This window comes from Halomonas sp. LMYGS-3 (genome assembly GCF_059509875.1).
Genome location: NZ_JCAKFQ010000008.1, coordinates 129,445 through 154,118, shown reverse-complemented (window position 1 = coordinate 154,118; position 24,674 = coordinate 129,445). Strand labels below are relative to the sequence as shown.

Annotated in this window: 26 protein-coding genes and 1 pseudogene; 8 read left to right on the top strand and 19 right to left on the bottom strand. The window is 67.0% G+C overall.

The genetic code is table 11. The features are described from left to right. The first annotated feature begins 153 nt into the window (after nt 1-153). Together AC5W54_RS10100 and groL are read left to right on the top strand one after the other, a co-directional pair. Nucleotides 154-447 carry a co-chaperone GroES gene (locus AC5W54_RS10100; RefSeq protein WP_040187202.1) on the top strand — a complete coding sequence of 98 codons (294 nt, stop codon included), beginning with the start codon at nt 154-156 and terminating at the stop codon, nt 445-447. A gap of 61 nt (nt 448-508) precedes the next feature. Then, nucleotides 509-2,152, top strand: coding sequence for a chaperonin GroEL (groL, locus tag AC5W54_RS10095; RefSeq protein WP_495961954.1), 1,644 nt, complete (start codon nt 509-511; stop codon nt 2,150-2,152). Between the two features lie 81 nt (nt 2,153-2,233). On the opposite strand, the gene AC5W54_RS10090 is transcribed toward groL, so the two are convergent. Next, nucleotides 2,234-4,429: an NAD(P)-binding domain-containing protein gene (locus AC5W54_RS10090; protein ID WP_495961953.1), complete on the bottom strand. Its 2,196-nt coding sequence runs from the start codon at nt 4,427-4,429 to the stop codon at nt 2,234-2,236. Nucleotides 4,430-4,590: 161 nt separating this feature from the next. Between AC5W54_RS10090 and AC5W54_RS10085 the strand changes: the two genes are divergently transcribed. Beyond that, entirely contained in the window at nt 4,591-5,331 is a 741-nt protein-coding gene (locus AC5W54_RS10085; protein WP_495961952.1) for an RNA methyltransferase, read from the top strand. Nucleotides 5,332-5,645: 314 nt separating this feature from the next. On the opposite strand, the gene AC5W54_RS10080 is transcribed toward AC5W54_RS10085, so the two are convergent. The 12 genes from AC5W54_RS10080 to AC5W54_RS10025 all read right to left on the bottom strand — a co-directional run bounded on the left by AC5W54_RS10080 (nt 5,646) and on the right by AC5W54_RS10025 (nt 15,928). Then, entirely contained in the window at nt 5,646-6,671 is a 1,026-nt protein-coding gene (locus AC5W54_RS10080) for an Lnb N-terminal periplasmic domain-containing protein (protein ID WP_495961951.1), read from the bottom strand. Between the two features lie 77 nt (nt 6,672-6,748). Further along, nucleotides 6,749-7,717, bottom strand: a complete 969-nt coding sequence (locus tag AC5W54_RS10075) for a branched-chain amino acid transaminase (RefSeq protein ID WP_495961950.1) — start codon at nt 7,715-7,717, stop codon at nt 6,749-6,751. Continuing rightward, entirely contained in the window at nt 7,714-8,841 is a 1,128-nt protein-coding gene (locus AC5W54_RS10070; protein WP_495961949.1) for a class II histone deacetylase, read from the bottom strand. Before AC5W54_RS10070 ends, AC5W54_RS10075 begins: the two co-directional genes overlap by 4 nt. Continuing rightward, nucleotides 8,838-9,779 (bottom strand): bifunctional Delta(1)-pyrroline-2-carboxylate/Delta(1)-piperideine-2-carboxylate reductase, encoded by a 942-nt coding sequence (gene lhpI / locus AC5W54_RS10065; protein ID WP_495961948.1) that lies wholly within the window; start codon nt 9,777-9,779, stop codon nt 8,838-8,840. Before lhpI ends, AC5W54_RS10070 begins: the two co-directional genes overlap by 4 nt. 1 nt (nt 9,780) lies before the next feature. After that, nucleotides 9,781-10,137 (bottom strand): RidA family protein, encoded by a 357-nt coding sequence (locus AC5W54_RS10060; protein ID WP_495961947.1) that lies wholly within the window; start codon nt 10,135-10,137, stop codon nt 9,781-9,783. Nucleotides 10,138-10,209: 72 nt separating this feature from the next. Then, a complete protein-coding gene (locus AC5W54_RS10055) occupies nt 10,210-11,244 on the bottom strand; it encodes a histone deacetylase family protein (protein WP_495961946.1) in 1,035 nt (344 codons plus the stop codon). A 27-nt stretch (nt 11,245-11,271) separates the two neighbouring features. Next, on the bottom strand, nt 11,272-12,549 hold the full coding sequence (locus AC5W54_RS10050) for a TRAP transporter large permease (protein WP_495961945.1): 1,278 nt from the start codon (nt 12,547-12,549) through the stop codon (nt 11,272-11,274). Continuing rightward, a complete protein-coding gene (locus tag AC5W54_RS10045) occupies nt 12,546-13,091 on the bottom strand; it encodes a TRAP transporter small permease (protein ID WP_495961944.1) in 546 nt (181 codons plus the stop codon). The genes AC5W54_RS10050 and AC5W54_RS10045 overlap by 4 nt, the downstream gene beginning before the upstream one ends. Nucleotides 13,092-13,181: 90 nt before the next feature. Then, nucleotides 13,182-14,255 carry a TRAP transporter substrate-binding protein DctP gene (gene dctP / locus AC5W54_RS10040; RefSeq protein ID WP_495961943.1) on the bottom strand — a complete coding sequence of 358 codons (1,074 nt, stop codon included), beginning with the start codon at nt 14,253-14,255 and terminating at the stop codon, nt 13,182-13,184. 161 nt (nt 14,256-14,416) lie between these two features. Beyond that, nucleotides 14,417-15,196 carry a helix-turn-helix domain-containing protein gene (locus AC5W54_RS10035; protein WP_495961942.1) on the bottom strand — a complete coding sequence of 260 codons (780 nt, stop codon included), beginning with the start codon at nt 15,194-15,196 and terminating at the stop codon, nt 14,417-14,419. An 82-nt stretch (nt 15,197-15,278) separates the two neighbouring features. Further along, nucleotides 15,279-15,548, bottom strand: a complete 270-nt coding sequence (locus AC5W54_RS10030) for a hypothetical protein (protein ID WP_495961941.1) — start codon at nt 15,546-15,548, stop codon at nt 15,279-15,281. Nucleotides 15,549-15,748: 200 nt separating this feature from the next. Next, complete coding sequence (locus tag AC5W54_RS10025; RefSeq protein ID WP_495961940.1) at nt 15,749-15,928, bottom strand: hypothetical protein; 180 nt, start codon at nt 15,926-15,928, stop codon at nt 15,749-15,751. Nucleotides 15,929-16,357: 429 nt separating this feature from the next. Between AC5W54_RS10025 and AC5W54_RS10020 the strand changes: the two genes are divergently transcribed. Together AC5W54_RS10020 and AC5W54_RS10015 are read left to right on the top strand one after the other, a co-directional pair. Next, nucleotides 16,358-16,639, top strand: coding sequence for a hypothetical protein (locus AC5W54_RS10020; protein ID WP_495961939.1), 282 nt, complete (start codon nt 16,358-16,360; stop codon nt 16,637-16,639). Beyond that, a complete protein-coding gene (locus AC5W54_RS10015; protein WP_495961938.1) occupies nt 16,636-16,764 on the top strand; it encodes a hypothetical protein in 129 nt (42 codons plus the stop codon). The genes AC5W54_RS10020 and AC5W54_RS10015 overlap by 4 nt, the downstream gene beginning before the upstream one ends. 75 nt (nt 16,765-16,839) lie before the next feature. On the opposite strand, the gene AC5W54_RS10010 is transcribed toward AC5W54_RS10015, so the two are convergent. The 3 genes and pseudogenes from AC5W54_RS10010 to AC5W54_RS10000 all read right to left on the bottom strand — a co-directional run bounded on the left by AC5W54_RS10010 (nt 16,840) and on the right by AC5W54_RS10000 (nt 19,160). Then, entirely contained in the window at nt 16,840-17,754 is a 915-nt protein-coding gene (locus AC5W54_RS10010; RefSeq protein WP_495962002.1) for a pirin family protein, read from the bottom strand. A 168-nt stretch (nt 17,755-17,922) separates the two neighbouring features. After that, nucleotides 17,923-18,201: pseudogene (locus AC5W54_RS10005) on the bottom strand (GNAT family N-acetyltransferase); the annotation flags it as partial. A 23-nt stretch (nt 18,202-18,224) separates the two neighbouring features. Continuing rightward, nucleotides 18,225-19,160 carry a LysR substrate-binding domain-containing protein gene (locus AC5W54_RS10000; RefSeq protein WP_495961937.1) on the bottom strand — a complete coding sequence of 312 codons (936 nt, stop codon included), beginning with the start codon at nt 19,158-19,160 and terminating at the stop codon, nt 18,225-18,227. A gap of 120 nt (nt 19,161-19,280) precedes the next feature. Between AC5W54_RS10000 and AC5W54_RS09995 the strand changes: the two genes are divergently transcribed. From AC5W54_RS09995 to AC5W54_RS09985, 3 genes are all read left to right on the top strand, one after another. Next, nucleotides 19,281-20,150, top strand: a complete 870-nt coding sequence (locus tag AC5W54_RS09995; protein WP_495961936.1) for a pirin family protein — start codon at nt 19,281-19,283, stop codon at nt 20,148-20,150. A 70-nt stretch (nt 20,151-20,220) separates the two neighbouring features. Next, complete coding sequence (gene ycaC, locus AC5W54_RS09990) at nt 20,221-20,841, top strand: isochorismate family cysteine hydrolase YcaC (protein ID WP_495961935.1); 621 nt, start codon at nt 20,221-20,223, stop codon at nt 20,839-20,841. Between the two features lie 71 nt (nt 20,842-20,912). Continuing rightward, the gene (locus AC5W54_RS09985) at nt 20,913-21,488 is read left to right on the top strand and encodes an antibiotic biosynthesis monooxygenase (protein WP_495961934.1); all 576 of its coding nucleotides are present in this window, start codon (nt 20,913-20,915) and stop codon (nt 21,486-21,488) included. Between the two features lie 70 nt (nt 21,489-21,558). Here AC5W54_RS09985 and AC5W54_RS09980 read toward each other — a convergent pair whose 3' ends face one another. From AC5W54_RS09980 to AC5W54_RS09970, 3 genes are all read right to left on the bottom strand, one after another. Further along, on the bottom strand, nt 21,559-22,149 hold the full coding sequence (locus AC5W54_RS09980; RefSeq protein WP_495961933.1) for a malonic semialdehyde reductase: 591 nt from the start codon (nt 22,147-22,149) through the stop codon (nt 21,559-21,561). A gap of 78 nt (nt 22,150-22,227) precedes the next feature. Beyond that, nucleotides 22,228-23,733: a CoA-acylating methylmalonate-semialdehyde dehydrogenase gene (locus AC5W54_RS09975; protein ID WP_495961932.1), complete on the bottom strand. Its 1,506-nt coding sequence runs from the start codon at nt 23,731-23,733 to the stop codon at nt 22,228-22,230. 20 nt (nt 23,734-23,753) lie between these two features. Then, nucleotides 23,754-24,614: a hypothetical protein gene (locus AC5W54_RS09970; RefSeq protein ID WP_495961931.1), complete on the bottom strand. Its 861-nt coding sequence runs from the start codon at nt 24,612-24,614 to the stop codon at nt 23,754-23,756. Between the last annotated feature and the right edge of the window lie 60 nt (nt 24,615-24,674).

Genomic DNA, 24,674 nt, shown 5'->3' with positions numbered 1-24,674 from the left:
CGCACAGCAACAGGCTTCGGCGTAGGGTCAGCCCCGCGCCATCGACAAGGAAGGCGATCCATCGCCTCCCCCTCGCGGCCCGTCCACGAGGGTGATGATGAACCGCCATGGCAGTGACGTCATGGCACAGCAAACCTCAGGAGAACGTGAGCAATGAACATCCGTCCCTTGCACGATCGCGTCGTCATCCGTCGCGTGGAAGAAGAACAGAAAACCGCTGGCGGCATCGTGCTTCCGGGCAACGCCCAGGAAAAACCGACACGTGGCGAAGTCCTCGCCGTCGGTAATGGCCGGATTCTCGACAGCGGCGATGTGCGTCCCCTGGACGTCAAGGTCGGTGACACCGTGATCTTCAAGGAAGGCTTCGGCGTCGAGAAGCAGAAGATCGATGGCGAAGAAGTCCTGATCATGAGCGAGTCCGACATCCTCGCCGTCGTCGAAGGCTAAGCCGCCACCGCACTCATTTCGAATCCCAAGACGTTCACGAACTCACAGGAAGACACGAAAAATGGCAGCGAAACAAGTCAAGTTCTCCGATGATGCCCGCAAGCGCATGGCCCGTGGGGTCGACTTGCTGGCCAACGCCGTCAAGGCCACCCTGGGCCCGAAGGGTCGCAACGTGGTCCTCGAGAAGTCCTTCGGTGCCCCGACTGTCACCAAGGATGGCGTCTCCGTCGCCAAGGAGATCGAACTGAAGGACAGGTTCGAGAACATGGGCGCCCAGATGGTCAAGGAAGTCGCCTCCAAGACCTCCGATGACGCCGGCGACGGCACCACCACCGCCACCGTGCTGGCCCAGGCCATCATCACCGAGGGCATGAAGGGCGTGACCGCGGGCATGAACCCGATGGACCTCAAGCGCGGCATCGACAAGGCCGTGACCACCGCCGTCCAGGCGATCCGTGACCTCTCCGTGCCCTGCACCGACTCCAAGGCCATCGCCCAGGTCGGCACCATCTCCGCCAACGGCGACGCCCGCATCGGCGAGATCATCGCCGATGCCATGGAGAAGGTCGGCAAGGAAGGCGTGATCACCGTCGACGAAGGCCGCGGCCTGGAAGACGAGCTGGAAGTCGTGGAAGGCATGCAGTTCGACCGTGGCTACCTGTCACCCTACTTCGTGACCAACCAGGACACCATGCAGGTCGAGCTGGAAGACCCCTACCTCCTGCTGGTCGACAAGAAGATCTCCAACATCCGCGAGCTGCTGCCGGTGCTGGAAGCCGTCGCCAAGGCGGGCAAGCCGCTGGCGATCATCGCCGAGGACATCGAGGGCGAGGCCCTGGCCACCCTGGTGGTCAACACCATGCGCGGCATCGTCAAGGTCGCCGCCGCCAAGGCGCCCGGCTTCGGTGACCGTCGCAAGGCCATGCTCCAGGATATCGCCATCCTGACCAGCGGCACCGTGATCTCCGAAGAGGTCGGCCTGACCCTCGAGCAGGCTACCCTGGACCACCTGGGCACCGCCAAGCGCGTGACCATGTCCAAGGAGAACACCACCATCATCGACGGTGCCGGTGACGAGGGCGACATCGAGGCCCGCGTCAACCAGATCCGCGCCCAGATCGAGGAGACCTCCTCCGACTACGATCGCGAGAAGCTCCAGGAGCGCGTCGCCAAGCTGGCCGGCGGTGTGGCCGTGATCCGCGTCGGTGCCGCCACCGAAGTGGAGATGAAGGAGAAGAAGGCGCGCGTCGAGGACGCCCTGCACTCCACCCGCGCCGCCGTCGAGGAAGGCGTGGTGCCCGGTGGTGGTACCGCCCTGGTGCGCATCCTGGGCAAGGTGGCCGAAACCAAGGGCGACAACGAGGACCAGAACCACGGTATCGTCATCGCCGTGCGTGCCCTGGAGGCTCCGCTGCGCCAGATCGTGACCAACGCCGGTGAGGAAGCCTCCGTGATCCTCAACAAGGTCAAGGACGGCGAAGGCAACTACGGCTACAACGCCCAGACCGGCGAGTTCGGCGACCTGTTCGAGATGGGTGTGCTGGACCCGGCCAAGGTGACCCGTACTGCCCTGCAGTCCGCCGGTTCCGTGGCTGGCCTGATGATCACCACCGAAGCCATGATCGCCGAGGACCCGGACGAGAAGGACTCCGCGCCGGACATGGGCGGCATGGGTGGCATGGGCGGCATGGGCGGCATGATGTAAGCCAGCCCCTGCCCCAGGCCTCGCCTGAGACAGACCCCGCCGGGAGACCGGCGGGGTTTTTTTGTGCAGTTCGATCGGCGATCAAGACAGCTCCAGCCCCGCGAAGCCGGCACTGGCCACCGCCTCGCAGTGCATTCGGTACTTGCCTGGCCCGGCGGCGTAGATGGTGACAACGCGCGGCTTGCCCGGCGCGCCGAAGAACCAGGAATCCTTCATCGCCGCCAGCACGGACGCCTCGGCCACGTCGAGGACATGCCGGGTCCACTCCTCCTCGGCGGCCGGGTTCGGCACGACGCACGTCGCCCCCTGGCTCCGCATCCGCTCGATGCAGCGCGCGATCCAGTCGACGTTCTGCTCGATGCAGCGCCCCGCATTGCAGAGTGACGCGGCATTGTGCGGGCCGTTGACGATGAACAGGTTGGGGAAGCCACTGACGAGCAGGCCGAGGAAGGTCTTCGGCCCCTCCCGCCACTTCTCGGCCAGCGACAGGCTGCGGGTACCGCGGATAAGGATCCGGCTCAACGGGCCGGTACCGGCGTCGAAGCCGGTGGCGTAGACGATGACATCGAGCGGGTGCTCTCCCCGTGAGGTGCGGATGCCGGCCGGCGTGATCCGCTCGATCGGCGTCTCTCGCAGGTCCACCAGCGCGACGTTGCCGCGGTTGTAGGTTTCGTAATAGCCGCTTTCCAGGGGCACGCGCTTGGTACCGAAGGGATGATCGGGCAGCAGCCGCCGCGCCGTCTCGGGATCGCGGACGCGCTCGCGGATCTTGCGGCGCAAAAAGTCGCAGGCATGTTCATTGACTTCGAAGTTCATCATCAGGTCGGCAAAGTTGCCGAACCAGAAGGCGAAGCCCGCCTGCTGCCAGAGCGCCTCGAACTTGGCCTCCCGCTCGGCCTCGGAGACCGCCAGCCCGGAGCGGGGATCGAAGGTGTGAATGAACCCGCTGTAAGACTCGCGGCAGGTCGCCAGGATCTGCGCCCAGTCACGGCGGATCGTCGCGCGGTCGGCCTCCGTCATCGGCCGATTGCGCTGGGGGATACAGTAGGTGGGAGTGCGCTGGAACACGCTGAGCTGGGCCACCTCGGGGGCGATGGTCTGGATCACCTGCACCCCCGAGGCCCCGGTGCCGATGACCCCGACGCGTTTGCCGCGCAATTCGACGCCATCCGGCCATCTCGCGGTATGAAAGCTCTGCCCTTGAAACTCATCCATTCCCGGATAGTCGGGGAGTTGTGGTATCGACAAGTTCCCCGTTGCCGCGATCAGGTAGCGCGCGGCCACGCGCTCCCCGGTGCCGGTCTCGACCCGCCAGAGCGCCTCACCCTCGTCAAACGTTGCGGCGAGCACGGGCGTGCCGAGCCGGATGTGCCGGCGCAGACCGAAGCGGTCGACCACGTGGCGAAAATAACGGGAAATCTCCGGTTGGGCCGGGAAGAACTCCTGCCAATCCCAGTCCCGCACCAGGGCATCGGAGAACGAGAAACCGTAGGTATGGATCTCCGAATCGACCCGCGCCCCCGGATAGCGGTTCCAATGCCAGACGCCGCCCACCTCGCTGCCGCTCTCATAGACCCGTGCCCGCAGCCCCATCCGGCTGAGTCGCTCCAACGCACAGATGCCCCCGAGGCCGGCACCGATGATAACCGCATCCAGGTCGAGGAGCTCCGGGCGAGACCCGGGCCGGTGGCCGTCCTGCGCCACCGTGCCGCGATGGGACTCCTCGGAGGCGAACTGTGAGGCAAAGAGCCTGGGCGGTTCCGGATCATGCTCGGTGCATGCCCAGAGGCGGGTCGGCACGAGGCCCGCGGCGTCCAGGGAATCGGCCACGGCATGGGCGCTCAGCCCCGCCACCAGGCCGATCAGCCGGCCGGACTGTCGGGACAGGAAGGTGCGGGTGACTTCTGCCCCGGCCTTTTCCAGGGCGTCGAGGAGCCGGCCCGTCGTCGACGCGATGTCGTTCGGGGCGAGTCTTTCGAGAGCGAGCTCCACCAGGACGCGATCGTTGGTGCCGCTGGGCGCCGCTGCTGCCAGCTCGCCCATCACCTCCGCCGGCCAGACCGGGGTGCCAACTGCCCCCTGCTGGCGCAGCACCAGGCGTACGGACTCGGCGTCCCGGGCCTGGTACCAGCACAGCATGCGCTGCCCGTCGGCCGCCAGGTAACAGCGCCGCCAGCGCACGCGGTGGAGCGCCAGGCAGGCATGGATCGCCAAGCGCCGCAGACCATCGCGATCGAGTGGCGCCGCCAGGGGAAGGATCGAGATGAAGTCGTTCATCCACTTGTAGACACAAGTCGGGGAGTCATTACCATTGTTGGTCGCCACCCCCCAGGCGGCAAGTACAATGATTCGGAGTGCCCGATCGGGTTTGCGGGTAGACTATCCATTGCCAGGCGCCAAGCGCCGCCCTTCACTCTTCTCTCTTCCGTCTTGACCCCATGCTATTGAAGATCCGCATCGTCCTCGTCCAGACCTTCCACCCCGGCAATATCGGCGCCTCGGCGCGGGCCATGAAGACCATGGGCCTGACCGACCTGGTGCTGGTCAACCCGCGCCGGTTCCCCGATCCCGAGGCCTCGCGCCTGGCCGCCGGCGCCGAGGACCTGGTCGACGGCGCCCGGGTGGTGGCCTCGCTCGCCGAGGCCGTGGCCGACTGCGTCCAGGTGGTGGGCGCCAGCGCGCGGCTGCGCAGCCTGCCGCTGCCCCACTACGACGAACCCGATGCGATGGCCGCTGAGCTGGTGGCCCATGCCGGGGACGACCCGGTGGCGCTGGTGTTCGGGCGCGAGCGCTTCGGCCTGACCAACGACGAGATCCGCTGCTGCAGCCATCAGGTGAGCATTCCCGCCAACCCCGATTACGGCATCCTCAACCTCTCCCAGGCGGTGCAGGTCCTCGCCTACGAAGTGTTCAAGGCCTGGCGTCGTCGCCCCGACAGCGATTTCCGGACGGCCCGCCCGAGCGGGGAGCGACAGCCGTCCCGGGAACAGCTCGGCCACTTCCACGACCACCTGAGCCGCGTGATGCAGGCGAGCGGCTTTCTCACCCAGCCCCATGCCCGCACCGAGGCCCACTTGCAGGCGCTGTTCGCCCGCGCCCAGCCCTCGCGCCGCGAACTGTCGCTGCTGCGCGGCCTGCTCGGCTCGCTGGAGCGCCACCTGCCGGAAGATGAGTCCTGAGGGGTCACCCCCGCGGTGTCCCCAGACGCCATGCCGCCGCGTCGGCAGGGCGAGGCCGACATCGGGAGCCACCTGATGGATGCGGCGTGTCATCAGGATGTCATGCGCCGGTGACCGTTCTGTCACCTTTTCGGGCGATAAAGGAGCTGCCCGCGGACGGGAGAGGCAAGGGACACTGCCGACTGCACGCCAGGGATGCGACGGGGCAGGAAGCCCCCGAGGGAGGCCCCGGGCTGGAGGCCGGGGAACGAGGCATCGGGACGATGCCCAGGGAGGAGACGCCTGCCGCCACGACGCTCACCGTCGTGGCGTTTTCATTCAGGAGGACCGAACGACTCCCAGCCCGGCACACCCTGGCGGATGCGGTACGAGAACGCCTCGTCGGCATGCGCTTGGCGGGCCCGCTCGGTGATGTCTCCGAGCCGGCCGAGTTCGGCCAGGGTGTAGCCCTCGACGAACCCGCCATGGTCGAAGACATAGCCGGGGAGCAGCCCGGTCAGCAGCAGGCGGTGGTCCATGGGCAACCCCTCGATGATGCGCCGCATCATGGCGAACACCAGGGTGGTGCAGTTGGCGGTGATGGTGTGATAGTAGCGCGGCTCATGCTCCAGCCGGTTGGCGACCTTGACGAAGGCCAGCAACAGCTCGCGACGGTCCTCGGGCGAGAGCGTGACATGGTAGAGGGTGACCCGCTCGTTGCGCACGTTGCTGCGCAGGCGCACCGCATCGCGCTCGTCGGCGGCGATGATGGCCAGCTCGTACTGCTTGAAGAAGCCGCCGATCTCCGAGAAGCGCTCGTGCCGCTCGCGACGCACCTCCACCGAGAAGGCCACGAAGTCGTCGATCGCATCGTCCGCGCCACGGAAGCCGAAACTGATCAGCACATGGGCGATACCCGGGCGGCCCCAGCTCGAGACGAAGAGATCCACCGACGCCAGCCGGTCCAGGTCATAATGCTGGGCCTCCCAGACGGTCACCGCCTCGTCGCGGGTCTGCCAGGCAAAATGGCGGACATGGTGCAGCGTCAGCCGGTTGCCGTCGACCTCCCCGGTGGCCAGGTGGGCCACGTCCTCGGCCCAGTCGAGGTCCTTCGCCGGGCGCAGGCTACGCCACCAGGCGAGCAGCGCGGCCATCTGCACGAACATCCCGGCCAGCGGAGCCATCCTCGCCCCCTGCCAGGCCAACACCAGCCAGATTCCGCCCGCGACCACCCAGCCCACGACCGCCAGCCTCCGGCCGGCCGCCGGCAGCGGCAGCCGATGGCCCAGTGCCAGCGCTCCCCAGGCGGTACAGAGCAGCAACGCCAGGCGCAGCACGCCATCCATGAATGCAATGATCATCGTCGTCCTTCCGCCCCGGATAGCGTGAGGCTACCACGCCGCGGGTGGCGGCTCGATCAATGCAGGACCGCTCCCCATCAGGCGGGCGTCAGCCAGGCGGCGAAGGGCTGGAGGTCGTCGCCCAGGTCGGCGCGGGTCACCCGCCGGTAGAGGTGCTGGAGCCGTGCCGTCACCGAGTCCTCGTCGATGGGGCGGTCCGGCGTCGGCGCCCCGGCCCGGGCCCCGACGTGACGCCCATCCAGCTCGCGCAGCGGCAGGATCTCCGCCGCGGTGCCGGTGACGAAGGCCTCGTCGGCGGTGTAGAGCTCGTCGCGGGTGATGCGTCGCTCGCGCACCTCGAGTCCCAGCCCCTCCCGGGCCAGGCGGATCACGCTGTCGCGGGTGATGCCCTGCAGGCAGGAGGTGATTTCCGGCGTATGCAGCACGCCGTCGCGCAGCAGGAAGACATTGGCCGCCGAGGCCTCGGCCACGTAGCCCTCGGGGTCGAGCATCAGCGCCTCGTCGAACCCCGCCTTCACCGCCGTGTTCAGGGCCAGCATGGAGTTGACATAGTGGCCATTGGTCTTGGCCCGGCACAGGCTGATATTGACGTGGTGTCGCGACCAGGACGAAGTCAGTGCCCGCAGGCCGATCGAGGCGGCCTGCGGCGAGATGTAGTCGCCCAGGTCCCAGGCGGCGATCATCACGTGCACGGTCAGCCCCCGAGCCCGCAACCCCAGGCCCTCGGCGCCGAGGTAAACCGTCGGCTTGAGGTAGGCATTGCGCAGGTCATTCCTCTCCAGGCACAGCCGCTGGGCCTCGATCAGTTCGGCGGCACTGAAAGATAACGGTATATCCAGGGCATGGGCGCTATCGAGCAGGCGCCGGGTATGCTCGGCCACCCGAAACAGGTGGGTGCCCCGCTCACCGCCATAGGCGCGCACCCCCTCGAAGCACCCCATGCCATAGTGCAGGGTATGGGTCAGCAGGTGGGTGCGGGCATCGCGCCACGGCAACCACTCGCCGTCGTGCCACAACCAGCCGTCACGGTCGTAGAGGGGCGTCATGGTCGTCTCCTCATGAAGGCATCGCGCCAGCCATCGATCAGCTCGCGCTGGTGGGGCTGCAGCGCCTGGTACGCCCAGGCGGCGATCTCGTCGTTCTGTGGGTCGGGCACCTCGATCCGGCTTTCGGCCAGCGCCTGGATCACCGCATGGCCGCACAGCGGCACATAGCCCTCCGAGTAGCCGCCCTCGTGGACCAGCACCAGCCGACCCAGGCAGAGGCGATCGGCCAGCGTCATGACCTGCCGGGTCATGCTGGCGAAGGCGCCGCTGTTGAGGAGCATCTTGCCCAGGGGGTCCTTGGCACAGGCATCATAGCCGCAGGCGACCACGATCAGCTCCGGGGCGAAGGCCTCGATCGCCGGCAGCACCAGTTCGGTCATGGCGTAGTCATAGGCGCCGATGCCGCAGCCGGGGGGCAGCGGCAGGTTGAGGTTGGCGCCCTCGCCCGCCCCCGCGCCCCGCTCGTCGAAGAAGCCGGTCTCCAGCGGGTAATTGCCGGCCTGATGGATCGACACCGTGAACACCTCGGGGTCGTCGTAGAAGGCCGCTTGCTGGCCGTTGCCGTGATGCACGTCCCAGTCGAAAATCGCCACCCGCCCGACCTGGTTCAACGCCCGGGCACGCATCACCGCCACCGGGATGTTGCCCAACAGGCAGAAGCCGCGCCCGCGGTCGGCCTCGGCGTGGTGCCCTGGCGGCCGACACAGCGCGTAGGCGCTGGTCAGTTCGCCGGTCGCCACCGCCTCCACCGCAGCGATGGCGAGCCCCGCCGAGTGCCGTGCCGCCGCCAGGCTGCCCGGCGTATAGGGGGCGCCGTCGCCCCCGTCGCCACCACGCCCCCGATCGCCGGCCTCGAGGGCATCGAGATAGCGCGGCGTGTGGAAACGCTCGAGATCCCGGCGCGAAGCGGGCGCCGGTTTGTACACCTCGAGCTCGTCGATCAGCCCCGAGACCTCGAGCAGGTTCTTCAAGCGGCGCTTGCTCTCGGGGCTCTCCGAGGCCGACTGGGGCTGGAGGAACTCCCCCGGCGCCGAGAAGACGCCGATGGCCCCCGGATCGTGCCAGAAGCAGCGCTCGTGCCAGAAGAACCCGGCGGCCGGCGCTCCGGTGCGGCCCGCCGTCATGGGCGGGCCTCTTGCTGCTCCCACACCTCGATGGCGGCGGCCAGGTCCTCGAGCGAGGCGCCCACCGACTTGAACAGCGTGATCGCCTCGGGCGACGAGCGCCCCGGGCGCTCGCCCCGCAACAGCTCGGCGAGCTCGGCGCGGATGTCGTCGAAGGCGAAGGCGCCCTCGTCGATGGCCTGCAGGATATCGCCCGCCTCGCCCTTGGCTCCGGCGTAGGTGTCGACGAACACCTCGCCGCGGCGCAGGCACTCGGCGTCGGTCTCGCGCATGGTCGGCCGGAAGGCGCCGATCAGGTCGAGGTGCGTGCCGGGGGCGAGCCAGTCGCCGAGGATCAGCGGCTCGCTGGAGAGCGTCACGCAGCTGATCAGGTCCGCCTCGCGGGCGGCGGCCCCGAGATCGCTCACCGCCGCGCTGTCGAAGCGCTCGGCGTAGTCGGCGGCCAGCCGCTCGGCCTTCTCGGCATGGCGCCCCCAGATGCGCACGCGCCGGATCGGGCGCACCGCGGCGTGGGCCTCGATCACCATGGGCGCCAGCTTGCCGGTCCCGACGACCAGCAGGGTCGCGGCATCCTCCCGGGCCAGTTCGCGGGCGGCCAGCGCCGAGGCCGCCGCGGTGCGCCGCCGGGTCAGCTCACTGCCGTCGAGGCAGGCCAGGGGACGCCCGTGAGCGCCCTCGCTGAGCAGATAGACGCCCGAGATGGCGGGGATGCCGTGGTCGGCGTTCTGGGGAAAGACGTTGACCATCTTCACCCCGATATAGCCGGCCCGCTCCCAGGCCGGCATCAGCAGCATGGTGGCCTCGCCATCGGGACGCTGCATGGCATGATGATGGCGCGGCGGCGATTCCACCCCCTCGCGGAAGGTCGTCGCCAGGCGCTCGACCAGCGCCTCCCAGGGCAGCGAGGCGGCCACCTGGTCGGCCGTGATGATATGCATCTCAGGCCTCCGGCACCGCCGCCGTCACCATGATCTCGACCTTCCACTCGGGCCGGGCCAGCCTGGCTTCGACGGCGGCCCGCACCGGTGGGCGCCCCGGCACCACCCAGTCATCCCAGGCACTGTTCATCTGATCGAATTCGGTCATGCTGGTCACCCAGACCTGGGCCGAGAGCAGGTGCTCCCTGGAACTGCCGGCGGCCGCCAGCAGGCGGTCGATCTTGGCCAGCACCTGCTCGGTCTGGCCGCGCATGTCGGCCGAGGCGTCGTCCGGCACCTGGCCGGAGAGGTAGACGGTGCCGTTGTGGACGGCGGCCTGGCTCATGCGGGTGTTGCTGTCGTGATAGTTGACGGTCATGGTGTCTCATCTCCTTTCAAGAGAAACGGGTCGAGAAGAACGGGCGAGGCGCGACACGATGTCGGCGCACGCTCAGTCGCCGCGAAAGCCGCCCATGAAGGCAGCGAGGTTGTGGCTCAGGTGCTCGGTGGGGTAGCCCCCCTCCTGCACCAGCACCGTGGGCAGGTCGATGTCGGCGAGCCGACGGCCAACCTTGACGAAGTCGTCGGTTTCCAGCGCCAGGCCGGCCAGCGGGTCGTCCTTGTGGGCGTCCAGCCCGAGGGCCACGACCACCGCCTCGGGGCGGAAATCGGCCAGGCGCACGATCAGGCGGTCGAGATGCTCGAGAAAGACCTCGCCGTCACTGCCCAGCGGCAGCGGGAGGTTGACGTTGGCCCCGAGCCCGTCTCCCAGCCCCTCCTCGTGGGCGCCGCCCCAGAAGAAGGGGTAGAAGTCGGCCGGATCGGCATGCAGCGAGCCGGTCCAGACGTCACCTCGATGGTAGAAGATGTCCTGGGTACCGTTGCCGTGATGCAGGTCCACGTCGAGGATCGCCACCCGCGAGAACTGCTCGCGCAGCACGATGGCGGCCAGGGCGGCGTTGTTGAGGAAGCAGAAGCCGCCCGCCCGTTCCGGCCCGGCATGGTGCCCCGGCGGCCGGCACAGGGCATAGGCGGTGCGGCCGCCGGCGAGCACCGTATCGGCGGCCGCCTCGGCCGAGGCGGCGCTGGCGAGGATGCCGGCGAAGCTGTCGGCGGTCATGGGACAGGCCATGTCGTGCATGTGCCAGCCGACCAGGCCCACGGGATGCCGGGGATAGTGGTGCCCGCCACCGCAGGGGTGGACATTGGGCGCGACGATCTCGGCGGCGTCCGGCAGGGCGCGCCAGCGGGCGTGGATGGTCTCGAGGAAGTCGAGATAGCGCGGCGTGTGGATCCGCGCCAGCCGGGCCCGCAGGGTCGGGCTGTCGGCATCGGTCGGCGAGGTCAGCGCCAGCCCCGCCCGGGTGAGGCCGTCGGCCAGCAATTCGGCGCGCACGGGGCCCTCGGGGGAGTCCACCGCCCTGCCCCGCAGCAGGAAGGTGGGCGGTGCATGGCGTTCCTGGTCGGGGTGATAGAAGAGCTTCATCGCATCGCGTCCTTGTTCGACCCCGCCTCAGCGCAGCAGCGAGGGTATCCAGGTGGAGAGCACCGGAAACAGCGCCAGCAGCACGATCACCGCCACAAAGGCGAAATAGAACGGCAGCGAAGCGAGGATCGCCCGCTCGTAGGGCACCTCGGCGATGCGCGCCGCGGTCATCAGCGTCATCCCCACCGGTGGCGTGACGTTGGAGATATTGAGTACCACGATCATCAGGATAGCGAAGTGCAACGGGTCGAAGCCCAGCTGGATCATGGCCGGCACCAGCACCGGCGCCACCACCACCAGCGCCGGCAGCACGTCCATCACCGTGCCGATCAGGATCAGCAGCACGCAGACCAGCATCAGTTGCAGGAAGGCGGAGTCGCTGAAGGTGGTGATCAACCCCGCGGCGTCGCGGGCGATACCGGAGCGGGTGACGAACCAGCCGAGCACCGCGGAGGTCGCCAGCAGGAAGAACACCACCCCGGAGAAGCGCACGGTCACCACCAGCGCCTGCCAGACCCTGTGCCAGCTCAGGTTGCGGTAGAAGAACGCGCCGATGGCCAGGGCGTAGACGGCGGCGAACCCGGACGCCTCGGTGATGGTGGTGAGCCCCGAGAGGATCCCGCCGAGGATGATCAGCGGCACCAGCATCGCCGGCAGGGCCGCCAGGAAGGAGAAGATCGCCATCTTGAACGGGATCGGCGCCTGCTTGGGATAACCGCGCCGCCAGGCCAGGAAGAAGCTCACCGCCAGCAGGGCGCCGGCCATCAGCAGCCCGGGGATGATGCCGCCGGCGAAGAGATCGATCACCGAGATGTCCCGCAACAGGGTCGCATAGACCACCATCACCACGCTGGGCGGGATGATCGGGCCGATGATCGACGAGCAGGCGGTGATGGCCGCCGCGTACTCGGCATCATAGCCCTGCTTCTTCATCTCCGGGATCATGATCTTGCCGATGGCCACGGTATCGGTGATGGCGGCCCCGGTGAGGCCGGCGAAGAACACCGATACCGAGACATTGACGTGGGACAGGGCACCGCGTACCCGGCCGAACAGGGCATTGTTGAAGGCGATCAGCTTCTGGGTCAGACCGCCCTGGTTCATCAGTTCCGCGGTGAAGATGAAATAGGGCACGGCGATCAGCAAGAAGCCCGATACCCCCGAGAACATGCGATCGGCGATGATGCCGAGCATGCGCTCGCCCCCCAGGGTGTAGCCCCCCACCAGGCCGGACATGGCCATCACCACGGCGACCGGGGCACCGATCAGCAGCAGGACGACGAAGGCGACGATCGCGGGCGTCATGGGCGTTCCTCCAGGTCGGTGGTCTCGATGAGTTCGTCGATCATCGTCTCGTCATCGATGAAGTGCTCGAGCAGCGCGAAGCCCTGCACCAGGTGCAGCAGGATGATCACGCCGGAAATCGGCACCACGATGGCCGTGAACTTGCTGTGAATCTGGATCTGGTCGGAGACCATGTAGACCTGGGTGGCATTGAGGAAGTAGCCCCAGCCGTACCACACCAGCAGGGCCGCGAAGAGCGCGATCACCGCCAGGCAGAGTCCAGCCGCCACCTTGAGCAGCACCCGCGGCAGGCTGCGCACCAGCAGGGTCATGGCCACATGCTCGCCATAGCGCAGCGAGATGGTCATGGAGAGAAAGCCGATCCAGGGCAGGAAGAGCCGGGCCAGGGAATAGGTCCAGGCCAGGGTGCTGCCGGTGAACAGCTTGTAGACGAAGGCGGTGAACGAAATGCCCAGCATGGCCAGGATGCAGGCCACACAGAGCACGATGGCGACCTGATTGACGCCATCGCTGAAGCGACGCAGGGGAGCAAGCAGACTCATGGAGGGCACCCGTGACGACTGGTTCCCGGCCGGGCAGTTGCCCGGCCGCCCTGAAAGCGGCAGGAGAGGCTCATCCCCTGCCCCCTTCGCCTACTGACCGTAGATGCGGAAGTCCTCGTCGGCCACTTCGTTGCCGACGCGCTCGACCTCGGCGAGCAGCGCCTCGACCCGCTCGGCATCCATGCCGAAGTCTTCGACGATCCACTCCTGCCAGGCCGGACGGGCGATCTCGGCCATGCGCTGACGCTCCTCTTCGGGCATCAGGTAGCAGGTCTCGAAGCGTTCGCAGGACTCCACCCAACTGGCGGTCGCCAGGGCACCGGACATGCCGTGGCTCACCTCGATGGCCTCCCGCGCCGAGGTGATGACGACCTGCTGGTACTCCTCGGGCAGTTCCTGGTACCAGGCCTCGCTGATCATCCAGGGAGCGCTGTTGTAGACATGGCCGGTCAGGGTGGTGTGGTCGGTGACCGCATCCAGGTTGAAAGCGGTGTTGATGACGGGCGCATTGAACTGGCCATCGGCCAGCCCGGTCTCGAGCGCGGTGATCAGCTCCCCCCAGGGCAGCGGCGTGGCGGAGGCGCCCAGCGCCCGCATGACCGCCACATGCGCGGGATTCTCCTCGGTGCGGATGTTGAGCCCCTCGAGGTCCTCGATGGTCTCGATCGGCCGCACGTTGTTGGTGAAGGCCACGAAGCCGCCGCCGTCATCGAAGGTACCCAGGTAGCGCATGTTGGCCGCCTCGATGGTGCCGGACATGAAGTCGGCGAACCATTCGCTGTCGTAGAAGGCCCAGGCCTGGCGCCAGTTGGTGAACAGGAAGGGCGCGGTGACCATCTGGTAGTCACGGTAGAAGGAGGACATGGCGCCGGTCGACATGATGGTGGACTGCAGCGTGCGCCCGGCCTGCACCTCCGAGCCGGTCTCGACCTCGGAGCCGAGTTGCCCCCCGCCGAAGATGGATACTTCGAGATCACCGCCGGTACGCCCCTCGACGAGGTTCTTGAAATGCACCAGCGCCGGGTAGATCTCGTTATTGGTCATGTTCTCGGGGAGCAGCGTGGCGATCACCATCTCGTAGGACTGCGCCTGCGCCTGGGTACTGGCCATGGCCAGCGGCAGCGCCGCCAGGGCCATCATGCGGGGTAGCATCGTCTTGTTCATCATCCCTCACCTCTTGTCGTTCTTGTGGCTTGCGGGGCATCGCCAAGGCCGGAGCTGACCGGTCGGTTGACGACGACTACTCACCTTGAGCCTAGAACGACGCCGACGAGCCTGCTTGCCCACGACTGCGGGAGATTTGCCCGGAGCTCGCCGGATGAGGCTCAGTGGGAACGACGATCGAGGGAGGGCGCCACCTGGAACCGGCGACGATAGGCGCGGGAGAAGCTGCCCTGGTCGCGGAAGCCCACCAGGGCGGCAACATGGCCCAGACTCAGGCCGCTGTGCCGAACCAGGGTCCGGGCATGCTCGAGTCGGCGGGCCTGCACATGGACCAGGGGCGTGGCGCCGGTCAGTTCACGGAAGCAGGCATGGAAGTGGCCGGGGCTCAGGGCGCAGAGCGAGGCGAGCTGCTCGACCCGGATCTCGTCGGCGAGATGGCGGTCGATCCAGGCGTCCAGCCTGGCCAGGTCGAGACGCTCGCTGGCCCGCCGGGCCAGCAAGGGGCCGCACGGCTCGGCCACCGGCTCGTCGCGCAGGTGCAGGTAGAGGGCACGCAGCAGCAGGGCCGCGATCTCGCTGTGCAGGGCCGGGCACTGCTCGAGCTGCTGCATCAGGGTGCCGGCGAGCTGGTTGAGCCGGGCCGGCACGCTGAAGAAGCACGGCTTGTCGAACAGCCATTCGATGGCATCGCCGTCGCGCAAGGCAGGCAGACTGGACAGGGGGATATCGAGCACCAGGGTGCGGTTGCGACCGTCACCCTGGTACTCATGACGACTGGTACAGGGGATCAGGCAACCGCGGCTGGCGGTGATACGCTCGCCCTGCCCCTCGATGGCGAGCTCGGTGACGCCACAGGTGGCCAGGATGAGCTGATGGTGGTCGTGGGCATGGGCCACGTGCTCACGACTCAGGGTGCAGGTACGCAGGTCGAGAAACGACATCGGGAACTCGGGCCGTCAGCGCCGCCGGGGCAAACTTTCACCATAGCCCCGGCGGTGCGAAATGCAACCGTCCCGTCCTGTATCAGCAGCGGCCCTGCATCCTCAGTCCCGGCGGGCAGAAGCTGCCGCGACGATGATCGTCGTCGTAGTAGTAGTGCCGCTCGACCCGGTGATGACGGCGATAGCGATCACGATAGTGGCGGTCGTCACCACGGTAGTGACGATGCCCACTGTAGCCATCGATCTCGAGCAGCGGCTGGGTCTGCACGCGCGCGGGAGTATAGCTGCAACCGGCCAGGGTCAGGGTGCCGGCCACCACGGCGAGCATCAGCAGGCGCATGGGAGTCATCATGGCGAAATACCTCGCAAGGCAATGAACGGGTGATGGGCTCCCTTCGTTCCCGGCCCGGTACGCCTCTCGACACGGCATCGAACCGTGACTGCCTCTGCGGGCGATGGCGACGCGAGCCCCACTTAACAAACACCGTTTTCAAACTGTATATCCCCTCCCCGGGCCTCGCCAAGCCCGGAGCAAGGAAAGATCATGCAATCTCAGCAGCGCCCCTTCTTGGCCTGCCCCGGTGGACAGAAGCTACCACCGTGGCCGTGGCCGTGGCCGTCATCGATGACGATCAGCGGTTCGGACTTGATGCGCGCAGGCTGGTAGCTGCAACCGGCCACCAACAGGGCGGAGAGCAGCAGCAGACAGGGCATCAGCAGGCGTCGTGACATGAATTCCTCCATCGCAACATCAGGATGAGATGACTGGCGCCATTCTAGCCAATGGCGCCCCCGTCTCCCATGTGGCACAGCAGCGACGCCGGCGTCTCCACAAGGAGACAGTGGTCAATCAGGGGCAGACACGCGATAGTGACAAACCGTTAGTCTGCAAACAGGAACGCCCATGGACCAGCTGCGCCGCCACTCGCTCCTGATCATCGTCCTCGGTAGCCTGGTCGTGACGCTCGCCATGGGACTGCGCCACGGCTTCGGCCTCTTCCTGGAGCCGATGAGCAGCGAGCTCGGCTGGGGCCGCGGGATCTTCGCCTTCGCCCTGGCCGTGCAGAACCTGATCTGGGGGCTCGCCCAGCCCTTCAGCGGCGCCCTGGCCGACCGCTTCGGTGCTGCCCGGGTGGTGGCGATCGGCGGGCTGCTATATGCATGGGCCTGTTGTGGCTCTCCACGGTACCACTCACCAACGGCATCGTCGCCACGGTGTTCGGCGTGCGCCACCTCTCCATGCTGGGCGGCATCGTCTTCCTCTTCCACCAGCTCGGCGCCTTCATGGGCGTCTGGCTCGGCGGCTACCTCTACGACCTCAACGGCGACTATGCCGTGGTCTGGAAAATCGCCATCCTGCTCTCGGTCATGGCCGCCGCCCTGCACTGGTTCATCAGCGAGCGCCCCGTCGAGCGCCCCACGCCCAGCGAGGCCCAGGCATGACCCGCCCCCGACGCCTGCTGATCCTCTCCACCGCGCTCGCCGGTACCGGCCTGCTGGCCCTGGCCTGGTGGGGCTGGCAGGCCGGCGATGCCGGCCTGCTGCTGCTCGGCAGCCGGCTGTGTTGAGATCCTGAGATCGCCGAGAAGCACCAAGGGCGCCACTGGGGCGCCCTTGTCGGTTCTTGCTTCCCAAGAGGAGACCTACTCCGGCAGGGGAATGAATTCCTCTTCATCCCCGGGCACCTTGGGAAAGGCGCCGGACTTCCAGTCCTGCTTGGCCTGCTCGATCCGCTCCCGGCGACTCGACACGAAGTTCCACTCGACGAAGCGATCGTCCATATGCTCGCCGCCGATGATGGCGATACGCGACTCGTGAACGGCGGTCAGGGTGACGCCGGCGGTGCCATCGAACACGGCCAGGGAGTATTCGGGAATCCCGGCATCCCGCGCTGTCATCTCGCCCTTGGCCACATAGACCGCCCGCTCCTCGGCATCCGGCAGGGTGAGGCTCTGCCCCGGCTGCAGATGAGCCTCCACATAGAGCGTCTCGGCGAAGGTCTTGACCGGCGAGGTGACGCCATAGGCCGTGCCCATCATCACCCGCACCGGCACGTCGTCGACCACTGCCGCGGGAATGTCCTTGCCGGGATAGTGGTGGAAGGCAGGTTCTATCTCCTCGTCCTCCTCGGGCAGGGCCAGCCACAGCTGCAGCCCATGCAGACGGTGCGCCACCTTCTTCACCTCCGGCCGCTCCCGCTCCGAGTGGACGATGCCGCGGCCGGCCACCATCAGGTTGATGTCCCCGGGGCGGATGCACTGATAGCTGCCCAGGGAGTCGCGATGCAGGATCTCGCCCTCGAACAGGTAAGTCACCGTGGCCAGGTTGACGTGGGGATGCGGCCGCACGTCGATGCCCTTGCCGGGCGGAAAGTCCGCCGGCCCCATGTGGTCGAAGAAGATCCAGGGCCCCACCATTCTGCGCTCCGACGAGGGGAGCGAGCGGCGTACCGAGAAATCCCCGAGGTCCTTCTCCCGCGTCTCGATCAACAGGTCGATCGCGCCATAGTGATGCTCGAAGTCACAGATCTGCTCGGCCTGCTTGGTCTGGTTACTCATGGATCGTTCTCCTCCGATGGATTGCCATAGAGATACACGTTGCCTCGTCTCGGAAGGCGAAGCGGCCGAAGGGCCCCCAGAGGGGATCCCCCGGGGTGCGCACCTGGGCGCAGGTGGGATGACGCCGCCCGTTGCGTCACAGGAGCGACTTGCGCAACAGCACCTGGCCGTCAGCGCCCAGCCGATGCCGCGCCCCTCGACCCCGGGGCGCACGAAGAGCGCGAACACATAGCCCTCCGAGAGCTGCACCATGCAGAAGCCCACCGGTCGCCCCTCCACCTCGGCCAGCAGACTCAGGTAGTTGCCGCTCTCGAGCATCGCTCGCACCGCGTCCGGCGTGACCCCGAGCTCCGGCAGCTCCTCCCGCGACTGGTGGTTCTGCTCCACCGAGCCGCGGATCGCGAAGAGCGTCTCGACATCCTCGGACCTGGCCGCCCGTATCCGCATGCTTGCCCTCCCCATCCAGTCAGTCACGCCTGGGTCTGGGCGGTATGACTGGTGAAGTCGATCTCGTTGATATTCTCGGCCAGGAAGTCGAGCAGTGCCCGTACCGCCGGCAACAGGCCGCGCCGCGACGGGAAAACGGCATGCAGGATGCCGCCCCGCGGCTCCCAACCGGGCAGCACGTCGATCAGCCTCCCCGCCTGCAGGTCGCGGCCGGCCACCAGCAGGGCCAGCTTGACCACCCCGAGGCCGCCCAGGGCCGCCCGGTGCAGGGTCTCGGCGTTGTCGGTGACCAGCCGCGGCTGATGGCGGATCTGGGCGCTCTCCCCCTCCGGCCCGTCCAGCTCCCAGTGGTGCTGGCGGTGGACCTGCTCGAAGTCCAGGCTCGGCAGTGTCGCCAGGTCCCCCGGCACCCGCGGCCATGGGCGCTCCGCGAACAGGCCGGGGGCCGCCAGCAGCCGCTGGGGGCTCCGCGACAACACCTTCATGGCCAGGTCGCTGTCCTCCAGGGGCGGGAAGCGCACCCGGATGGCCATGTCGAACCCCTCCCTGACCACGTCCACTCGCCGGCTGGTGGCCTCCACCTGCACCTCGACGTCGGGGCACTGGGCCATGAAGCGCACCAGCAGCGGCGTGAACAGGTAGTGGAGCAGGCTCGGCGGGCAGCTCAGGCGCACCGTGCCCCGCGGCTGGGCGAGGTTGCGCGCGATCAGCTCCTCGGCCGCCTGCGCCTCCACCAGCATCGCCACGCAGTGGCGGTAGTAGGCCTGGCCCAGCTCGGTGACCGACAGGTGACGCGTCGAGCGATGGATCAGCCGCGTACCCAGGCGTGCCTCCAGTTGGGCGATGCGCCGGCTCAGCTTCGACTTGGGGATGCCCAGGGCCCGGCCGGCCGGGGCGAAACCGCCGTGGTCCACCACCTGCACGAAATAGTAGAGGTCGTTGAGATCCTGCATGGCCATGCCACCTTATCGTTCTATTGTTGGAACGCAGAGTGCAAATTATAGCCTCTACCGGCAAGAGCGTTGCAGCACTAGGCTCTCTGTATTGGCCAAATGGCCATTCCAAGCAGGAGCCACACCATGAAGAAGATTCTCGGCATCTATGGCGCCCCTCGCGGCCACTGGGTCGGCGACGGTTTCCCCGTCCGCTCGCTGTTCGCCTACGACCGCCTCGGCGCCGACCACCTGAGCCCCTTCCTGCTGCTCGACCATGCCGGCCCCCATGACTTCGCGCCGGCACGCCGGCCCCGCGGCGTGGGTGCCCATCCCCATCGCGGCTTCGAGACCGTGACCCTGGTCTACCGGGGCGAGCTCGAGCATCGCGACTCCACCGGCAGTGGCGGGCGCATCGGCGAGGGCGACGTCCAGTGGATGACCGCCGGCGCGGGCATCGTCCACGAGGAGTTCCACTCCCCCGCCTTCACCGAGCGCGGCGGCAGCCTGGAGATGGTGCAGCTGTGGGTCAACCTGCCGGCCGCGCACAAGTCGGTCCCCGCGGCCTACCAGACCCTGCTCGACACCGAGATCCCCCGGGTGGCGCTGCCGGGTCGGGCCGGCGAGCTACGCGTGATCGCCGGCGAGTACCGAGGCCATGAGGGGCCGGCCCACACCTTCACGCCGATCAACGTCTGGGACCTGCGGCTCAAGCCGGGCGGCGAGACGAGCCTGCGGGTGCCCGAGGGCCACACCACCCTGCTGGTGGTGCTCGAGGGCACGGTACAGGTCAACGGCGACGCCGTCGTCCGTGACGAGTCCGTGGTGGCCTTCGAGCGCCAGGGCGACGAGCTGCGCCTGGAGGCCAACAACGACGCCCGGCTGCTGCTGCTCGGCGGCGAGCCCATCGACGAGCCGGTGGTGGGCCATGGCCCCTTCGTCATGAACAGCGAAGTGGAGATCCACCAGGCCTTTGCCGATTTCCAGGCCGGCAAGTTCGGCCGCCTGGAGGGCTAGCGGCCTTGCCGCAGCCGACCGCGCCCGGCCCCCTGACCGGGCGCTTTCTCAACCAAGGAGGAAAGATCCCATGTCCTATACCTACAACCGCCTCAACAAGGACGATGTCGCCCTGCTGCTGGTCGACCATCAGGCCGGCCTGCTCTCGCTGGTGCGCGACTTCAGCCCCGACGACTTCAAGAACAATGTGCTGGCCCTGGCCGACATCGCCAGGTTCTTCGAGATCCCCACCATCCTCACCACCAGCTTCGAGGATGGCCCCAACGGGCCCATGGTGCCGGAACTCAAGGAAGCCTTCCCCGATGCCCCCTACTTCGCCCGCCCCGGGCAGATCAACGCCTGGGACAACGAGGAGTTCGTGGCGGCGGTCAAGGCCACCGGCAAGAAGCAGCTGCTGATCGCCGGCGTGGTCACCGAAGTGTGCGTGGCCTTCCCCGCCCTCTCGGCCCTGGAGGAGGGCTATGAGGTGTTCGTGGTCACCGACGCCTCCGGGACCTTCAACCCGACCACCCGCGACGCCGCCTGGGATCGCATGTCCCAGGCCGGGGCACAACTGATGACCTGGTTCGGGGTCGGTTGCGAGCTGCACCGCGACTGGCGCAACGACATCGAAGGTTTCGGCGGCCTGCTGGCCGGCCATCTCCCGGCCTATGCCAACCTGATCCAGAGCTACACCGCCCAGAAGGGCTAAGCAAGTCAGCAAGGGGCCCGGCCACCAGCCGGGCCCTTGTCGTCTACCCACTTGACTGCCATGGAGCCCCCATGTCCACGTCCGAGTCTCGTCACCCCGACCACTGCGAGGGGGCCACCATCCAGATCCAGCATCGGGTCCGCCCCGAGGCCGTGGAGCGCTACGAGACCTGGCTGCGCCAGATCATCAGCGTCGCCGGGCGCTTCCCCGGCCACCAGGGGGTGCATATCCTGCGCCCGCCCGAGGGCCATCACGACTACGAGATCGCCGTGCGCTTCGCCAGCGACGACGACGCCCGGCGCTGGCGGGAGTCCCCCGAGCGCCGCGAGCTCATGGCGTCCATCCAGGGCGACCTGCAGCAGGCCGAGCGGGTGGAGATCGTCAGCGGCATCGACTACTGGTTCACCCCGCCCACCCCCGCCGGCAAGCAGCCGACCCGCTGGAAGCAGTGGCTGGTGACCACCGCAGTGATCTGGCCCCTGACCGTGATCGTCCCGCTGCTGTGGCTGCCGCTCTTCGGCCTGCTGCCGGTCCTCGACACCTGGGGCATCCGCCACGGCCTGGTGGCCGCCACCATCGTGGCCCTGGTGGTCTACGCCATCATGCCACGGGTGGTGAAACTGGTGGCGCCCTGGCTGTTCCGTTAGCCATGGCCAGGGGGCGGCGCCTTTCCGCTGTGCCATCATCACCGCCCTCCGGACGCACCCGGCGGGAGGTTCACAGTACCCGGCAGATCTCATCGAAGGCGAAGCGCTCGCCGCGGGGGAAGAGCGCGTCGGGATCGCCATAGCCCAGGTTGCACAGGAAGTTCGTCTTCACCCGGCCATCGGGCCAGAACTCGGCGTCCACGGCCGCATGATCGAAGCCCGACATCGGCCCCACATCCAGCCCCAGGGCACGGGCCGCCAGGATGAGGAACCCACCCTGGATGGCGCTGTTGCGGAAGGCCGTGTCGTGAATCAGCTGTGGCTTGTCGACGAAGTTCGACTGGGCCTCCTGATTGTGGGCGAACAGGCGCGGCAGGTGCCGGTAGAACTCCAGGTCATACCCCAGCATCACCACCACGGGCGCCTGCACGGCCTTCTGCCGATTGCCCGGCAGCAGGGCCGGAAGCAGCCGCTCCTTGGCCGCCGGACTCTTGAGGAACTGCAGACGCAGCGGCTGGCAGTTCATGGAGGTCGGGGAGTAGCTCATCAGCCGATAGAGCTCGCGCAGCGTCTCCTCGCCGACCTCACGGTCCTGCCAGACGTTGTGGGTACGTGCCTCGGTAAACAGCGTGGCCTGGGCGGCCTGACCAATCGCACTCATGATCGTTTCCTCCTGAATGGCTTGCGGGATCGCCCTCCCGGCCCACCCTGTCGGGCGAGGCCGGGAGGGCCGTCGGCCCTACTCCATGGTCGGCATGACGAAATCGGCGCCGGCGCGGATACCCGTCGGCCACCGGGAGGTGATGGTCTTGAGGCGCGTATAGAACCTGACCCCCTCGGGACCGTGCATGTGGTGATCACCGAACAGCGAGTTGCGCCAGCCACCGAAGCTGTGGAAGGCCATGGGAACGGGAATCGGCACATTCACCCCCACCATGCCCACCTGAATCTCGTGGGAGAACTTCCTGGCGGCATCACCGTCCTGTGTGAAGATCGCCGTGCCGTTGGCATACTCGTGGGAGTTGATCAGCGACACGGCCGCTTCATAGCTGTCCACCCTCACGATCCCCAGCACGGGACCGAAGATCTCTTCCCGATAGATGCGCATCTCGGGAGTGACATGATCGAAGAGGCTGCCGCCCAGAAAGAATCCACCTTCGTGGCCGAGCTCGCTCATCTCGAAGGTTCGGCCATCCACCACTGGGGTCGCGCCCTCCTCGACCCCGAGATCGATGTAGGCGCTGACCTTGTCCCGATGCTCGGCCGTGATCAAGGGCCCCATCTCCGCGCTTCTGTCGCTGCCCGGCCCGATCTTCAGGGCACGCACCCGCGGGGCCAGGCGCTCAACCAGCGCATCGGCGACGGCGTCGCCCACCGCCACCGCGATGGAGATCGCCATGCAGCGCTCCCCCGCCGCCCCATAGGCCGCGCCCATGAGGGCATCCGTAGCCTTGTCGAGATCGGCATCGGGCATCACCACCATGTGGTTCTTCGCTCCGCCCAGGGCCTGGACCCGCTTGCCGTTCGTGCAGCCCGTGCCATAGATATAGCGGGCGATGGGCGTCGAGCCGACGAAACTCACCGCCTGGATATCGGGATGGGCGAGAATGGCATCCACGACGGCCTTGTCGCCATTGACGACGTTGAAGACGCCATCGGGCAGCCCCGCCTCGCTCAGCAGCTGAGCCAGGAAGAGCGCCGCGGAAGGGTCACGCTCGGAGGGCTTGAGAATGAAGCAGTTGCCGCACACCAGGGCCACGGGGAACATCCACAGCGGCACCATGGCGGGGAAGTTGAAGGGCGTGATGCCCGCGACGACGCCGAGGGGCTGACGCAGCGACAAGGAGTCGATATCGGTGCCGATGTTCTCCGTCACCTCCCCCTTGAGCAGATGCGGGCCACCGCAGGCGAATTCGACCACCTCGATCCCCCGCGTGACCTCTCCCATGGCATCGCTGTGCACCTTGCCATGCTCCAGCGTGATCAGTTCCGCCAGCTGCTCGGCGTTCTCCTCGAGCAACCCCTTGAAGCGGTTCATGATACGCGCACGGCGCAGCGGGGTGACCGCCGCCCAGCCCGGCAGGGCGCGCTTGGCCGCCGCCACGGCCTGGTTCAGCTCGTCGCCATCGGCCAGCGGCAGTTGAGTCGACACTCGCCCCGTGGCCGGGTCATAGACATCCTGATAGCGGTTGCCACTGCCGAAGACCTTCTTGCCACCGATGTAGTGATACAGAGAGTCTGTCATCGTCATTCACCTATATAATGTTAGAAATGCCATTCCAGATTGAACGTCAATGCATCCACATCGACGCCAGGCTTGTCATGATTACCGTACTTGTTCCTCCAATACTCATACCCGACGCCGGCCCAGAGGTTGTTGGAACCTCCCCAGGCAAGCTCACCCACATCCAGCATGAGTGAAGTACGAGACAGTCTCTCCGGCTTGGTTTCTACGCCAAAGTAGTCCTTGCCCTTCTCTCCGTTGTAGTTGAAGAATCCTTGAAACTTCATGGGCAGGCTTCCCGCCTGGAAGGGAAGCCCCCATGCCAGGCTGATCTGATAGTAGTTGTCGAAGGTAATCTTGTTGCGATTGCCTTCGAAACCGCATGCCGGCAACCCACAGTGATTCCACTCACGGCTCAACAGCAGGCTCAGATCGACAAAACCGCGAGGCACATCGAACTTGAACGTCGGCCCCAGCAGCAGCTGGCGTTTCCGGGACGCAAAGGCGTTGTTCTTGTGGCTCAGATCGAAGCCGGCCGTCAGGGCCAGGTCCCGGACGGGACCAAAGCTCAAGGGTTCATCGAACAGCTTGCCGTAGTGCAACTGGTGGCGATACGCCAGATACATGTTGGCGGCTCCGGCATCGCTTCCCTGAATCGGATCACTGCGATTCGACTGCCGATAATCCAGATTGAAGAAGTTACTCCCATACGCATAAGCACTGACATGCGAGAGCTGCAGGATATGGTTATCGATCTTCTCCTCGTTCCCCGGTTCCTGAAACTGAGTGCCATAGCGATAGCCGATGAAGGTATCGCTCCAGGTGGCGGCATGGGCGCCGGAAACCATCAAACAGCTCGCCAGGGATACCGATGCGAGGTTACGAATTGCAGCAATCTTCATTCCCGAAACTCCAGGGTTTATCGTTGTTCTATTGAATAGATAAATCTTCACGATGTAATG